Source organism: Paenibacillus canaveralius, assembly GCF_047238265.1.
GTDB lineage: Bacteria > Bacillota > Bacilli > Paenibacillales > NBRC-103111 > Paenibacillus_F.
Map to the genome: position 1 here is coordinate 4,411,261 of NZ_JBDFMM010000001.1, position 13,663 is coordinate 4,424,923.

14 protein-coding genes are annotated in these 13,663 nt (G+C 54.0%); 4 read left to right on the top strand and 10 right to left on the bottom strand.

Annotation, left to right across the window (positions count from 1 at the left end; genetic code table 11):
- Positions 1 to 16: 16 nt before the first annotated feature.
- Positions 17 to 967: a magnesium/cobalt transporter CorA gene (gene corA, locus ABC395_RS19875; protein ID WP_413005631.1), complete on the bottom strand. Its 951-nt coding sequence runs from the start codon at positions 965 to 967 to the stop codon at positions 17 to 19.
- Positions 968 to 1,095: 128 nt separating this feature from the next.
- A complete protein-coding gene (locus ABC395_RS19880) occupies positions 1,096 to 1,989 on the bottom strand; it encodes a LysR family transcriptional regulator (protein ID WP_413005632.1) in 894 nt (297 codons plus the stop codon).
- 132 nt (positions 1,990 to 2,121) lie between these two features.
- Between ABC395_RS19880 and ABC395_RS19885 the strand changes: the two genes are divergently transcribed.
- The 3 genes from ABC395_RS19885 to ABC395_RS19895 are packed head-to-tail and all read left to right on the top strand — an operon-like array spanning position 2,122 to position 3,570.
- The gene (locus ABC395_RS19885; RefSeq protein ID WP_413005633.1) at positions 2,122 to 2,598 is read left to right on the top strand and encodes a CidA/LrgA family protein; all 477 of its coding nucleotides are present in this window, start codon (positions 2,122 to 2,124) and stop codon (positions 2,596 to 2,598) included.
- Positions 2,595 to 3,278 (top strand): LrgB family protein, encoded by a 684-nt coding sequence (locus ABC395_RS19890; RefSeq protein WP_413005634.1) that lies wholly within the window; start codon positions 2,595 to 2,597, stop codon positions 3,276 to 3,278. Before ABC395_RS19885 ends, ABC395_RS19890 begins: the two co-directional genes overlap by 4 nt.
- 46 nt (positions 3,279 to 3,324) lie before the next feature.
- A complete protein-coding gene (locus ABC395_RS19895) occupies positions 3,325 to 3,570 on the top strand; it encodes a hypothetical protein (protein WP_413005635.1) in 246 nt (81 codons plus the stop codon).
- A gap of 172 nt (positions 3,571 to 3,742) precedes the next feature.
- Here ABC395_RS19895 and ABC395_RS19900 read toward each other — a convergent pair whose 3' ends face one another.
- The gene (locus ABC395_RS19900; protein WP_413005636.1) at positions 3,743 to 5,713 is read right to left on the bottom strand and encodes an S-layer homology domain-containing protein; all 1,971 of its coding nucleotides are present in this window, start codon (positions 5,711 to 5,713) and stop codon (positions 3,743 to 3,745) included.
- Between the two features lie 291 nt (positions 5,714 to 6,004).
- Positions 6,005 to 6,730, bottom strand: coding sequence for a stalk domain-containing protein (locus tag ABC395_RS19905; RefSeq protein WP_413005637.1), 726 nt, complete (start codon positions 6,728 to 6,730; stop codon positions 6,005 to 6,007).
- A 233-nt stretch (positions 6,731 to 6,963) separates the two neighbouring features.
- Between ABC395_RS19905 and ABC395_RS19910 the strand changes: the two genes are divergently transcribed.
- A complete protein-coding gene (locus ABC395_RS19910) occupies positions 6,964 to 7,188 on the top strand; it encodes a helix-turn-helix domain-containing protein (protein WP_009672290.1) in 225 nt (74 codons plus the stop codon).
- A gap of 348 nt (positions 7,189 to 7,536) precedes the next feature.
- Here the strand turns inward: ABC395_RS19910 and ABC395_RS19915 are convergent, their stop codons facing one another.
- From ABC395_RS19915 to ABC395_RS19940, 6 genes are all read right to left on the bottom strand, one after another.
- Positions 7,537 to 7,725: a hypothetical protein gene (locus ABC395_RS19915; RefSeq protein WP_413005638.1), complete on the bottom strand. Its 189-nt coding sequence runs from the start codon at positions 7,723 to 7,725 to the stop codon at positions 7,537 to 7,539.
- Positions 7,726 to 8,689: 964 nt separating this feature from the next.
- Entirely contained in the window at positions 8,690 to 9,034 is a 345-nt protein-coding gene (locus ABC395_RS19920; RefSeq protein ID WP_413005639.1) for a DUF3139 domain-containing protein, read from the bottom strand.
- A gap of 203 nt (positions 9,035 to 9,237) precedes the next feature.
- Positions 9,238 to 10,056: a pyruvate, water dikinase regulatory protein gene (locus ABC395_RS19925; protein WP_413005640.1), complete on the bottom strand. Its 819-nt coding sequence runs from the start codon at positions 10,054 to 10,056 to the stop codon at positions 9,238 to 9,240.
- Positions 10,057 to 10,076: 20 nt separating this feature from the next.
- The gene (locus ABC395_RS19930) at positions 10,077 to 10,718 is read right to left on the bottom strand and encodes a helix-turn-helix transcriptional regulator (RefSeq protein ID WP_413005641.1); all 642 of its coding nucleotides are present in this window, start codon (positions 10,716 to 10,718) and stop codon (positions 10,077 to 10,079) included.
- 60 nt (positions 10,719 to 10,778) lie between these two features.
- Positions 10,779 to 13,469: a pyruvate, phosphate dikinase gene (gene ppdK, locus ABC395_RS19935; protein ID WP_413005642.1), complete on the bottom strand. Its 2,691-nt coding sequence runs from the start codon at positions 13,467 to 13,469 to the stop codon at positions 10,779 to 10,781.
- Positions 13,438 to 13,629 (bottom strand): GapA-binding peptide SR1P, encoded by a 192-nt coding sequence (locus ABC395_RS19940; RefSeq protein WP_009675441.1) that lies wholly within the window; start codon positions 13,627 to 13,629, stop codon positions 13,438 to 13,440. The genes ppdK and ABC395_RS19940 overlap by 32 nt, the downstream gene beginning before the upstream one ends.
- Positions 13,630 to 13,663 lie beyond the last annotated feature (34 nt).

Consider the following 13,663-nt stretch of genomic DNA (forward strand, 5'->3'; position numbering starts at 1 on the left):
AATAAGCTGCCGGTTTTCAATCGAACCAGCCTTTTCGCTTAAACCAGACATACATGGCAAACCCGATTCCGAACATAACGAAAAGAATAACAAAATAACCGTAGTGCCAGTGAAGTTCGGGCATGTTGTCAAAGTTCATTCCGTAAATTCCCGCAAGAAACGTCAGCGGCATAAAAATCGTCGTGATGACAGTCAGCGTTTTCATAATGGTATTCATCCGGTAAGAATTCAATGAGATGAAATTTTCCCGCATGTCCGCGGTCGTGTCCCGGATCGAATCGATCATTTCCGCCAGCTTCAGCAGATGATCGTAAATGTCCGCATAATAAACTTGCTGTTCGCGCACGTTGGGCAGCTTGTCCGAATTGACGACCCGGTAAAGCAGGTCGCGCATGGGAATGATCGACCGCCGCAGATGCGCCAGCTTGGAGCGGATATCGAACACGCCGCGCATTAGCGCGTGAATGGACGTACCCTTCTGGTCGGAATCGAAATCGTTCATTTCGTCTTCCAGCATATGTATACAAGGAAAATATTCATCCACAAGCTTGTCCATGATGAGATACGCGCCGAAGGAAGTGCCTCTTTTCCAGTTATCCGGTTCGGATTGAAGCTTCTGCCAGGCGTCGTTGATCTCTTTAAGCTCGGTGAAGTGAAACGAAACGAGGAAGCGGGGCGTGACGAACAGATTGACCTCGTCGGCTTCCAGCGTCTGGGGATGAATGGCGTGTAGAACGAAAAAGTGGACATCCTCATAGTGGTCCAGCTTCGGCCTCTGCAGCAGATGAAAGCAGTCTTCAACCGCAAGCGGATGAAAGTGAAAATGGGTGTCGAGCAGCAGAGCTTCTTCGTGAGTCGGGTTGTTGAAGTCTACCCAGTACCAGTCGATAGAATCCTCGTTCAGCTCCCGCAAAGGCAGGTCCAGGACCAGTTCTCCGCTGCGGGTAACAGCGACCGTGCGAATCATAAAGGGCCTCATTTCGTCCGTGATCAAGGTGAAAGCATTGGGTATATCGTACCATGTTTTGCCTGGAAACAAAACGGTGCCCGGCGCGGAAGCGATTGGAGCCGGTCTCCTTGCTGAATCCCCGGGCTCTAAAGATCCGGACGGGACAGCCATTCCTTCGAAAACCGGAGCCATTCACGGGCGGCATAAGATAAGTAACCCTCTTTGCGCCAAATCATAACAAGATGCCACGGAATCCGCGGAGAAACCAGGGTAACCGTGGCCACTTTGTCCGGATTCAGCTTGCGGCAGATCGTTTCGGGCAGCAGGGCGACGCCGAGACCCGCCTCCGCCATTCCGCTCAGAAAGTCCCACTGGGAGCTTTCGTAGATGATGTCGGGCTTGAAGCCCGCCTGAATGCAGGCTTCGGGAATGCTCTCGTGCAGGGTGAAGCCTTCGCGGAACAGAAGGAACTTCTCGCCGCTCAGCTCCGCAAGGCGGACGGTCTGTCTGCGGGCGAGCCGGTGCCCGGGATGCACGACAAGCCGGAGCTCTTCCTTGACGAAGGCGAACATCCCGAAGCGGTCCGCATCGACGGGAAGCACCGCGACGCCCAGATCGAGGCTTCCGCTCTCCACTTCTCGCTCGACTGTGCGCGCCCCTTCCTCGATCAGCCGGATTCCGATTCCCGGATACAGCCGGTGGAATGCTGCGATCAGTTCCGGGAAGAAAGGCGCCCCGGTCATGGGCGGCAGGCCGATCCGGATCTGCCCTTTGCGCATGGAAGTGACGTCAGCCAGATCGACGGACAGATTTTCCAGGGAGCGGACAATCTGCTGCGCCTGGATCAGCACGGCTTCGCCCGCATCCGTCAGCACAATCTGACGGGCCGTGCGGTCGAACAGTTCGACACCGAGCTCCTCCTCCAGGATGCGGATCATTTTGCTGATCGTGGGCTGGGTGACGTGCAGGGCTTCCGCCGCTTTGGTGAAGCTCTTGCGCCTCGCCGTCTCCAGAAAATAGTGCAGATGCCGAACGTCCATGCCATCGTCTCCTTTATGCGTCTGCATTGGTTCCCCTTCCATAGAGAAAAGGAATGAAAACCATTCAATATATGTATTTTACCTATCCTTGTCCCCTGCGTATACTCGAATTTATGGAAGGGGATTATCCGGATGAACAAACAACCCGCACCACCTTTAAGCGGTCCTCCTAAAAAACAACGTTTCGCTTGGTCGCCGGACCGGTTTGCCCCGGTTCACGTCCGGCGCGCGCTCGTCACGACCGGTCAGATCGGCCTGCTGATCGCGTTCGCCTATCTCGGACGTCTCGTATCCGAGCGGCTGCACCTGCCGGTGCCGGGAAGCATCGTCGGCATCCTGATCGTCTTCGCCGCCCTGCACTTCGGCTGGGTCCGGCTGGATTGGGTCGAGAAAGGCGCCGATTTTCTGCTGTCGAAGCTGCTGCTCTTCTTCGTCCCGCCCGCCGTCGGCATTTTGGAGTATAAAGAAATGTTCTCGGTATCGGGAAGCCGGTACCTGCTCATCATTATAATCAGCACGTTTTTCGTCATGGCCAGCACGGGACTCGTGGCGGAGTTTCTGGGGCGCAGACGCGCCGTCAAAGACAAGAAGGAGGAAGCGTCCTTATGACCGGAACCGGACTTCTGTATCTGCTGATCACCGTCGTCGTCTTCTGGGCGGCCAACCGGTTGTACCGGAAGACAGGCAAAGCCTACCTGTCGCCGCTCGTCGTCGCGCCGGTTCTGCTTATCGCCGGCCTCTTCTTCACCGGTACGCCGGTCGAAGCCTACAACGCGGGCACGAAGCCGCTGACGGATCTGCTTCAGCCCGCCACCGTGGCGTTCGCGATCCCGCTGTACCGCCAGTTCAAGCTGCTGCGCAAGCATGCCATGGTGCTTGTGGCGGGCGTGCTGTGCGGCTCCGTCGTCGCCGTGCTCACGTCGGTGCTGCCTGCGGGCTGGATTCACGCCAGCCCGCAGATGATCGAGAGCGTGGCGCCGCGCTCCATCACGACTCCCATTGCCATGGAGGTGTCGCGTTCGCTCGGCGGCATTCCTTCGGTCACGGCCGTGTTCGTGGTCGTGACGGGCATCTGCGGCTCGGTGATCGGGCCGCTGGTCATCCGCTCGCTGCGCATCCGCAGCGGCATCTCGCGGGGGCTGCTGCTCGGCATGGGCGCCCACGGCGCCGGCACGAGCAAGGCCCACGAGCTCGGCAGCGAGGAAGGGGCCATCGCCAGCGTGGCGATGATCCTGGCCGCGCTGTTCTCGCTGGGGCTGATCCAGCCGATCATGGCGCCGTTTCTGTGACGGCGGCAGCGTGGAAAGACCGCTTCCTCGGGGAGGCGGTCTTTTTTTGTTCCGCGACCGTTGGCGGATGGCCGGCATCGGCGCTTTTCCTGCGGGAGGCGGTCTTTTATCACGCTCTCGCTCCCATCAGGCGGCGATTACCATTCGGCGATTTCCCCGCAGAAGGAGGCGCCGCAATGCGCTTTTCCCGCGGGAAGGGAGCCTCACAATGGCGCTTTTCCCGCAGGCGAAGCGGCAGACGTCCGAAGCGGACGAAACACCATCGGGCGACTGGCTGCGGGACGGCGGATAGGGTCTGCGGGCGCTCACTCTCGCAGCCCTGCCCGTTCGGCGCTCGGTCTTACTCCGCGGGCAGGCCGTTTCCTCGGCGCGAACCTAAAAAAACCTCTCTCATGCCAAGCACGAGAGAGGTTTTTCGTAACATTCGTCGGAATCCGGCAAATGATGCCGCGCCTAGAGCAGGCTTACCTGTCGACGCGGTATACGTTTCCGGTTACCGTCGCCGTTTTGCCGTATTTATTGGACACGACGATCGTATACGGATTGGCGCCTTTTTTCAGATCAAACCATTCCGAAAAGGTTCCGTCATAAGAAGAAGTATAAATTTTGCGGTCATTCAAGTAAACCACCGGATAGCTGTCGTTCTTATCGGTTACGTTTCCCGAAATGGTCATATAGCTGAGCGTCGTACTGCCCGGGTGATAGTTGACCCGAATAACGGGTGCGCCTGCTTCCAGGGTGACCGTTCTGGTCAAGGTCGTACTTCTTCCCGCTGAATTGGTCGCTTCGAAAACGAGCGTATTCTCGCCTTCCGACAGCGCGATTTCTTCGGAGAACGCTCCGCTGGCGTAAGAGGTGTAATACACTTTCTTTCCGTTAATCCTGAACGTCGGTATGCTGTCGTTCTTATCCGTTACATACCCGGAAACCGTCAAAGTTTTAGAGGCGGTTTTCTCGGGGACGGCATTCAGCTTCAAGGTCGGCCCGTTGACGTTAAAGGTCACTTTTTTGGTCACGACCGTCACTTTGCCGTTCGCGTTCTCCGCTTTGAACGTCAGCGTGTTTTCGCCTTCTTCCAATGTGACGGACTCGCTGAAAGAACCGCCGTACATATATACTTTCTTGTCGTTGATATACAGGACGGGGTAGGAATCGTTGGCATCCTTAACGGTACCCGAAACCCGGATCGAAGCGACCTGCGTGCTGTCCGGAATGGAGCTTACTTTCAGCTCGGGACCACCGGAGCTAAAGGTGACTTTCTTCGTAACGACGGTTTCTTTTCCAGCTTCGTTTTCCGCTTTAACGGTGAACGTGTTTTCGCCTTCCGTCAGCTTTACCTCTTTGGAAAAGGTGCCGTCCCAGCTGCTGACGTACATTTTCTCATCGTTGAGATAGACGGTCGGGTACGAATAACCGGCATCCTTCTTCACCTTCCCCGAAATGGTCAGATACCCCTTCGTAACCGTATCAGGCGTGTTGTCTACCTTTAATTCCGGACCGTTCACCTGATACGTTACTTTCTTGGTCACGGTTGTCGTTTTGCCGCTCGGGAGCTTGGCCGTAACGCGGATTTCATACGTGCCTTCCTTCTCCAGACGGTAGCCTTCCTTAAAAGAGCCTCCGTCGGTCGATACCGCCTTCTCATTGATCTGCACCTTGGCGTCGCGATGCGTTTTGCCCGAAACATAGAACGTGCCGCTTTCTGTTTTCTCCGGTACGGATACTTCCAGGGAAGGGCCGTCAGTCTGATCTTGAGCGGAAGATTTAATGACCCGGAAAAGAAGAGTGGCTACTTCCGCCCTTGTAATCGGCTTCTGCGGTCTGAACGTTCTGTCCTCATAGCCGCCGATCAGCTGCTTTTCCGTTGCAATGGCGACATAGTCCCGAAGGTTATAGGAAATTTCATCCACGTCGCTGAAATTTCTTCCGAGCGTACTGCTGCTCTGCAGATCATCGGTCGTGTAACCCATCGTTTTGACGAGCGCAACGGCAACATCTTCACGAGTGGCCTTGGTATCCGGGCTGAAGAACGGCTTACCTTTCGGCGGATAGTAGCCGGTCAAAAATTCTTTCGTGGATTCGACGTAACCGAACGACCATTTGTCCGGATTCAAATCCGCAAAGGTAGGCTCTGCCGGCGTTTGCAGGTTGATCGAAAACGTCAGGGCAATCAGTTTGGCAAACTCTTCACGGGTGATGGATTTCTCCGGTTGAAAGGAGGAATCCTCGTAGCCGCTAATAATGCCTTTTTTCGCCATATCATAGATAGCGTCGTTCGCCCAATGATTATTTACATCAATAAAGACGATATTCTGGTTAATCGTTCCGCCGTTCACGGCCTGATTCTGGAGAACCGTTTCCGCATGTACCAAAGGACTGATCTGAAGCAAGCAGACGATCATCATTAAACTCAACAGCTTATGTAAGTGTCTCAAAAAAATGCCTTCTTTCCTCAATGAATAGTATGAACCTTACCGCCCGTTCTATCGGGCTTGTTTTCTCTACCCCTCCTGAATTAATAGGCCATATCTCCTATATTATATCGCCAAAAAGATAATATTTGTATATATTTGTTTAATTTATCCTGTAATGGTCATGACTTTAGAACCAGTCTAGTTTTTAGACGGAAAGAATTGACTTTGAAAAACAAAAAAACGCCCCCTCCCGGAGACGTTTCGTCGCTGCGCCTGTAAATTAAAGGATTATCTTAATGATTTCCTGCCCGCTTATGTGCCGCTCAAAGTAAAGTAATATTCGTGCAGATCCAGCCAATCCCGCAAATCCCCGAAGCCTTCCGCATCCAGCGTTCCGGGCTCGTATGGATTCTCCGCGGCCTTCTTCGCGATATACACATATCGGTCGTTCTCGCCGAGAACTTCTGAGCCGGCCGCCGTTTTCTTCACCTCGGGCCAGTCTTCTTTCTTGTACACTTCGATCCGGGCCGCCACATCGTGCAGGCGGTGCAGGTTCTCATCCTGAACCATATAATGGATCAAGGTCAGCGACTGGGCTCGCTTATCCAAACGGCCCTCTTCAATCGACGTTTTCACGTTTTCCTCCGGTATGACGCTCACCATCACATTCTCCATCCACCGCGGAAACCGGAATCCGTACCCGTATTTCTCAAGCAGGGCCTCGTCCTCTCCGGAAAATTCCATGTAAGGTTTTTCTTTCAAAATGACTTTATTGTTGGTGCCGTCCCAAGCGACACTCAAATCAAGCCGCTGCGCGAGATCGCGGAGAGGCAGGTATGTGTTGCCTTCATACGTGATGGGAACCAGGTCTTTCCCCTGCTCATCTTTCAGTGTAAACGCCGTGCCGTTTAGCTCCACCTGCAAATCCGGGTTTAAAAACGCCTGGATCTCCTTCAAATTACTCGTCGCGTAAGCGCCCGCCGTAATGCCGACCAGCAGCGCCGCTGTCATGCCTGCCGCCGTCCATCTTTTCCGCATCGCCCGAATCTCCCTCCCTAATGCCCTCCAGACCAGTGTACAACAGAGCAGACCGGGATTTGTTACAAACGATTATCAAAATCGATACGAAATCACGGGTATGATAACAGCCGCTGTTCCCGCCTATTTTTCCCCCGCCATCGCACCATTGGTAAGCGCCCTTCATACACTAAGTTGACTGTATCCCTTACCCTTGTAATTACTCCAAAACCCGAGCAAGGAGGGATGACAACTTGAAGGGCAGCGATCATAAAAACAAATTCTTACTCACAAATCGTGAACGCGAAGTCTTTGAATTACTCGTACAGGACAAAACGACGAAGGATATCGCACAGCAGCTTTTTATCAGCGAGAAGACCGTGCGTAACCATATCTCGAATGTCATGCAGAAGTTGAATGTAAAAGGTCGTTCACAGGCGGTAGTCGAGCTAATCAAGCTCGGGGAGCTAAAAATCTGACGCAGCCACCCTTGCCAGGGCACAGAAAACCTTCCGGTCATCCTTTGGGGATAACGGAAGGTCTTTTCTTGTTTTGGGGTTGTAATCTCCTGGTCACCATTTTTTCAATTATTAACCATTGTTTCAGTTAGAAGAGTCATCGCAACACTATCATTCATCAACGTATGTACATCATTAATACCATTTCCAATAAAGCTGCTATTTTTATATAAAATACTTAAATAACGTTCTACCTATTCCGCCACCGCAGTAATAAAAAAGCCGCCCAGATTGGACAACTTTGGTTTGATACATTCGGTTAGTCGTGCTTTGAGTCTGCATTTAAACAATGGCGGCCTTTATCCTTCATTAACCTTTAAATTGCTTACTATTTTTATTTTTCGAAATATATTTGCTTATCTTTCCAACAATCGCAGGAACACCGAAACAGATAACGGCGATAATCACCAAAAAAGAAATGCTAAAGGTATTTTCAACAAAAGAGGAGGCTATTGTTGTAAGAATTGCGATTACCATTGCGGCTATTACGTCTTTCACGATCACAAAACCTCCTTGCGTATCGAATCAATCAGCCCAACCCATGAACTCAGTCTTTACATGGATTGGAGTCGTATAGCTGGAGTCTGTATACGATACTTTCGTTGCGTAATAAGCATATTGATATCTTTTTGCCCGTTCTTTATTATTTTCTGTTTGCACTTTTACTTGAATGATTTTTCCTTTTTTTTAAAATTAAATCCATCCCGGCCACCAAAATCACTATACAAATAGAATGGATTAAAGGTTTAAGGAACCGGGAATCGTCATAGATAAAGTAAGCTAATATAAAGTTAAAGGTAAAAGTAATAAAATAGGACAAAAGGTAATCAACTCCCGTTCATTCTCCTTGGATATATTCATTTAAGAAAACAACCATTTCTCACTTATTCAGGTTTTGTTTCGCTTAATCTCAGGCATTCTTCGTTCTCACTTTTTTCTTTAGTCATCCAAATCAGTTTGATACTCTTCGTATTTTTCCAATTGTTAACCGAAGTTCTGGTTGGAAGAGTCATCGGAACGCTGTCATCCATTAACGGCTCTACATCCGTAATTCCATTTCCGGTGAAGCTGTTATTGTTATATCTAATATTTAGATCAACGTTGATTAGCCTCTCATTACCGGTGTATCGTATTCTCGGCGTCTCTATAAACTTTCCATCGATTTTGTCATAGGAAAGCTCGACATACCAATCCGAAGATTGGGCGTATAGAGTCTTACTTTCTATATCTGATGTGGAACAACTCGTTAAAAAAATTAATACAAAGCTTGCGCCAATTAATTTTATAATGTGATTCACCTTCTCCCAAACCATACTGCTGCAATTTCTATTTGTCCGGAATTGAAATATACTGCTTAACAAATTCTCGTTATTTTATGATGTTTGTATCTTCATCATGTTTGTGCCTAGGCAGATTTCCATATTGATCCCGAGACTCCTTCGAGTTGAACCCATTTTTCTCGTCATAACGTCTCTTTATCGGTATGTTTGTGAAGAATCAGGTTCCCGCGAGCATCTCTGGTGGGAGGAAATTGAATGTACTTATCGTCCCTGTGTAAGTAGATATACGTGATATCGGGTTCGTCCGCGAATTTTACATAGATCGGATATCTCGGAGTTTTACTGACTTTTGCCTGAATGCTGAGGATTTCCTTCTCTTCGTAGTGTTTCGTTTCGGTTAAATAAGCAAGAATTCCTCTTTCGAGTTTATAAAGGGTATACCGGGAATAAGCAAAGGGGGAAAGCGCAAGCAGCAGGATAACGCCTCCGATGATCAAGGAGGACTTTTTGATTCGGATAGACGGCACGGTTCCACTCTTTTTCGCCAAATAAGGCCGAGGCCAAGGCAAGATAAGTTCATAAGTTCATGCTACCGCTGCAAGTATATTGTGTCAAATTTTGGAATAAACCCTCAACTCCCCCCCCTACGGCTCGCTCCTATTTCAAAAATCCAACTAAAAAAAGCCCCCCGTAACCGGGGGACTTATCCAGCCGTTCTAAGCGGCTGGCCTTACGCTTGCAAAAACTCAATGATCAGACCCGCCGTCTCCTCGATGGCTTTGTCCGTCACGTCAATGACCGGGCAGCGGAGACGCTTCGCAATGCTGCTGGCGTGCTCCAGCTCTTCGTTGATCCGGTTCATGGTGGCATACTGGGAGCCGAACGGCAGACCCAGCGTCTTCAGCCGCTCGATCCGGATTTTGAAGAGCTTCTCCGCGTTCATGGTGAGGGCCACGATGCGGCTGCCGGGGAACTCGAAAAGCTCCTTCGGAAGCTTCACTTCGGGCACGAGCGGAAAGTTCGCGACTTTGTAGCCCTTATGCGCCAGGAAGATGCTCAGCGGCGTCTTCGAGGTGCGGGATACGCCGATGAGCACGATGTCCGCTTTCATCATCGAGGTCGTATCGCGCCCGTCGTCGCATTTGACGGCGAATTCAATGGCCTCGACCCGCCGGAAATAGGCGTCGTCGAGCTCGTGCATGAGGCCGGGCTTGCGGCTCGGCGCGCCGTCAAACGTGTCGATGTACGCCTGCATCATGGGCCCCATGATGTCGATGGCGCGGACGCCGAGACGGATCGCCTCTTCTTTCATCATTTCCCGCAGTTCAGGCTGGACGAGCGTATAAGCGACGAAGCCGCCTTCGCGCTGCACTTCTTCCATTATCTCGCGGATTTCATCTTCATGCTTAATGTGTCCGATGCGCCGCATCTTGACATTATGGCCGTTAAATTGGCGGATTGTGGCGCGTACGACCGTCTCCGCCGTCTCTCCGACGGAATCGGAGCAGATTGTGATCGTTTGCTGCGCCTCATGTGCATCCTGAACCATCCGGTATGTGTTCCCCTTCCTTACCACTTCCTGGCTGCGTCGAGCAGCACTTTGGTCATTGTTGTTTTGGAGATGCGCCCTACCACTTCCAGAGACGGCGTATCGGTGCCGTTCTCATGCGGCACGACCACAGGCAGCATATCGACCTGGTTCTCCGCCATTTTACGGGCGGCTTCGATGACGTCGTCATCGGGAGTCACCGTAACAAGCTGCGGCTTGCGCGTCATGACCAGCGAGACCGGCATGGAGGCGGCCGCGGGGTTGCCCAGTGTAACCTTCAGCAGGTCTTTCGGCGAAATGACGCCGAGCAGCATGCCTTCTTCATCCGCTACGACCAGACCGCCCACGTTATCCACAAAAAGGGCGACGACGGCATCGCCCACGGTAGCGGTTTTGCGTACGATGACAGGCATGGACTGCACCTGTTTCACTTTCAGTTTCAGCCCGCCCGCCTGTTCTTCGCGAAACGATTTATTCGGAAAATAACCGACTTTCGGCTTCGCGTTGATATGGCCGAGCATCACCAGAAGAGACAGATCCGAACGGATGGTCGGACGGCTTACGCCAAGCTGTTCGGCAATCTGCTCCCCGGTTATGGGCGCTTGCTTATGAATGAGTTCCAGAATTTCCATCTGGCGCTGAGACAGCTGTATGACTCTCACTCCTCACGGGCGGATTCCCGCAGGTGAATCGGGGTTATCTCCATGATATATAAAATGCGGTCAGGATACAATCTTTTGCTGCCCCGAGGCGGCTTCTTCCGCGGCGATCTCGATTTCGGCCTGCGCGGCCGCTATGCGGGCGAGCGGCACGCGGTAAGGGGAGCAGGACACGTAATCGAGCCCGGTTTCCCGGCAGAACCGGATCGATTTCGGGTCTCCGCCGTGCTCGCCGCAGACGCCGGTTTTGAGCTTCGGCTTCGCGGCGCGCGCACGGGTAACGGCCAGTTCGATCAGCTGGCCGACGCCGTCGCGGTCCAGCACCTGGAACGGATTGTCCGGCAGCAGCTTGCTGTCGACGTAATGCGTGAGGAACTTGCCTTCCGCGTCGTCGCGGCTGTAGCCGAACGTCATCTGCGTCAGATCGTTCGTGCCGAACGAGAAGAAATCGGCATGCTGCACGATCTGCGGCGCGGTAAGCGCGGCGCGCGGCACCTCGATCATCGTGCCGACGCGGTAGCTCACCTGGGCGCGCAGATCGCCGAGCATGCGGTCCGCAACCTGGTCGACCAGCGCGCGCATAATGCGCAGCTCGTTGGCGTGTCCCACGAGCGGAATCATAATTTCCGGCGAAACGTCCACGCCGTCTTTCAGACAGGCCAGGGCCGCCCCGAATATCGCCTCGATCTGCATGCTGTAAATTTCGGGGAACAGGATGCCCAGCCGGCAGCCCCGCTGCCCCAGCATCGGGTTCACTTCGTGCAGACCGCGTACTTTACGGATCAGGAACTCCAGCTTCTGCAGCTCGGCATCCGGACCGGAAGCGCCGGACCGTGCGGCTGTAAGCTGCGCATGGCGGGCCACAAGCTCCTCCAGGTTCGGGAGAAACTCGTGCAGAGGCGGGTCCAGCAGCCGGATCGTCACCGGCAGGCCGGCCATCGCGCGGAAGATGGCGTCAAAATCCCCCTGCTGCATCGGCAGCAGCTTCTCCAGCGCGGCTCCGCGGGCCGCATCCGAGTCGGCCAGAATCATTTCCTGGACGATCGGCAGCCGCTGCGGCGACAGGAACATGTGCTCCGTGCGGCACAGGCCGACGCCTTCCGCTCCGAAGCTGCGCGCTTTCGCCGCGTCTTCGGGATTGTCCGCGTTGGCGTACACCTTCATCTGCCGCACGTCGTCCGCCCACTGCAGCATGAGCTGAAGCTCGGCGGACATATCCGCTTCCTTGAGCGGCACTTCGCCGATCATAACGCGCCCCGTGGCGCCGTCGATCGTGAGCCAGTCGCCTTCCCGGATCGCCTGTCCGCCGATGGCGGCCTGCTTCTCCTCGCTGTCGATGGCGAGCAGCTCGCAGCCGCAGACGCACGGCTTACCCATGCCCCGCGCCACGACCGCCGCATGGCTTGTCATGCCGCCGCGTGACGTCAGCACGCCTGTCGCTGCGAGTACACCGTGAATATCTTCCGGCGTCGTTTCCGTGCGGACGAGAATGACGGCTTTGCCCGCGCGGGCCCAGGCGTCAGCCTCGTCCGCCGTGAAGACGGCCTGTCCGCAGGCCGCTCCCGGCGATGCCGGTAGACCCGTCGCCAGCGCGGCCGGGGCTTCGCTTTCATCCAGGCTCGGATGAAGAAGCTGGTCAAGATGCGAAGGCTCTACGCGGAGCAGCGCCTCCTCCTTCGTCAGGATGCCTGCCTGGACGAGCTCTACGGCGATTCTCATGGCCGCTTGGGCCGTTCTTTTGCCGTTGCGCGTCTGGAGCATGTAGAGCGTCCCGTTTTCAACGGTGAATTCGATGTCCTGCATATCCCGGTAATGCTTCTCCAGCAGCTCCGCCATCCCTGCAAGCTTCTCGTAAACGGCGGGCATGTCCCCCGCAAGCTTGGCGATCGGCTGCGGCGTGCGTACGCCCGCGACGACGTCTTCCCCCTGCGCATTCGTCAGGTATTCGCCGAACAGGACTCTCTCACCCGTGCTCGGATTGCGTGTAAATACAACGCCCGTGCCGCTTTCTTCGTTAAGATTGCCGAACACCATCGCCTGGATGTTGACGGCGGTTCCCTGCTCGTCGGGGATTCCGTTCAAGCGGCGGTAAATTTGGGCGCGCTGGTTGTTCCAGGAGCGGAAAACCGCTTCGACGGCCAGCCGGAGCTGCTCGTAAACGTCCTGCGGAAACGGAACGCCCGCTCTTTTCAGAATAAGCGCTTTATAGGTGCCGATCAGCTCCTGCCAGTCCTCAGCCCGGATCTCCTGGTCGGATTCCGTCCCGGCGGCCTGTTTCAGCGCGTGAAGTTTTTTCTCGAACCAGGCTCCCTCGATTCCGAAAACGACGCTGCCGAACATCTGGATCAGGCGGCGGTAGCAGTCATAGGCGAACCGCGGGTTTTTCGTGGCGGCGGCCAATCCTTCCACCGTGTCGTCGTTAAGGCCGAGGTTTAGAATCGTATCCATCATGCCCGGCATGGACGTGACCGAACCGGAGCGGACCGAGACGAGGAGCGGCGAAGCCGCGTCCCCGAAACGCTGTCCTTTGCTCTGTTCAAGCTCCGCCATCGCTTCGCGCACTTCAGCGAGAAGTCCGTCCGGCAGCCGGCTTTCTATATAATAAGCTCTGCAAGCTTCCGTAGTCAGAGTGAACCCGGGGGGAACGGCAAGCCCCGCCCGGGTCATTTCGGCCAAATTGGCGCCCTTGCCGCCAAGAAGCCCCGCTAGTGATTGATTTCCCTCATAAAAATGCATCAGCCATTGCTTGCTCATTGTGTCCCACTCCCTCTTTGTCTACGGCCGCCCTGCAGGCGCCATCTTTACATTGCGTGTAATACAAGGTCACTTTCTCCGTATCCAATTCCCCTACGATCTCATTGCACCATTTGCAGAGCAGAGTTCCCAGCATGACGTCCGATTTCGCCTTGCTCATTGTTTTCATCGCTCCTCTGTGATTGGTTGTTGGT

Coding starts and splice junctions, on each gene's coding strand:
- ppdK (WP_413005642.1), bottom strand. CDS start 13,469: ATGAGCAAGCAATGGCTGATGCATTTTTATGAGGGAAATCAATCACTA.
- ABC395_RS19905 (WP_413005637.1), bottom strand. CDS start 6,730: ATGCGGAAAAGATGGACGGCGGCAGGCATGACAGCGGCGCTGCTGGTC.
- ABC395_RS19885 (WP_413005633.1), top strand. CDS start 2,122: ATGAACAAACAACCCGCACCACCTTTAAGCGGTCCTCCTAAAAAACAA.
- ABC395_RS19925 (WP_413005640.1), bottom strand. CDS start 10,056: ATGGTTCAGGATGCACATGAGGCGCAGCAAACGATCACAATCTGCTCC.
- ABC395_RS19890 (WP_413005634.1), top strand. CDS start 2,595: ATGACCGGAACCGGACTTCTGTATCTGCTGATCACCGTCGTCGTCTTC.
- ABC395_RS19940 (WP_009675441.1), bottom strand. CDS start 13,629: ATGAGCAAGGCGAAATCGGACGTCATGCTGGGAACTCTGCTCTGCAAA.
- corA (WP_413005631.1), bottom strand. CDS start 967: ATGATTCGCACGGTCGCTGTTACCCGCAGCGGAGAACTGGTCCTGGAC.
- ABC395_RS19880 (WP_413005632.1), bottom strand. CDS start 1,989: ATGGACGTTCGGCATCTGCACTATTTTCTGGAGACGGCGAGGCGCAAG.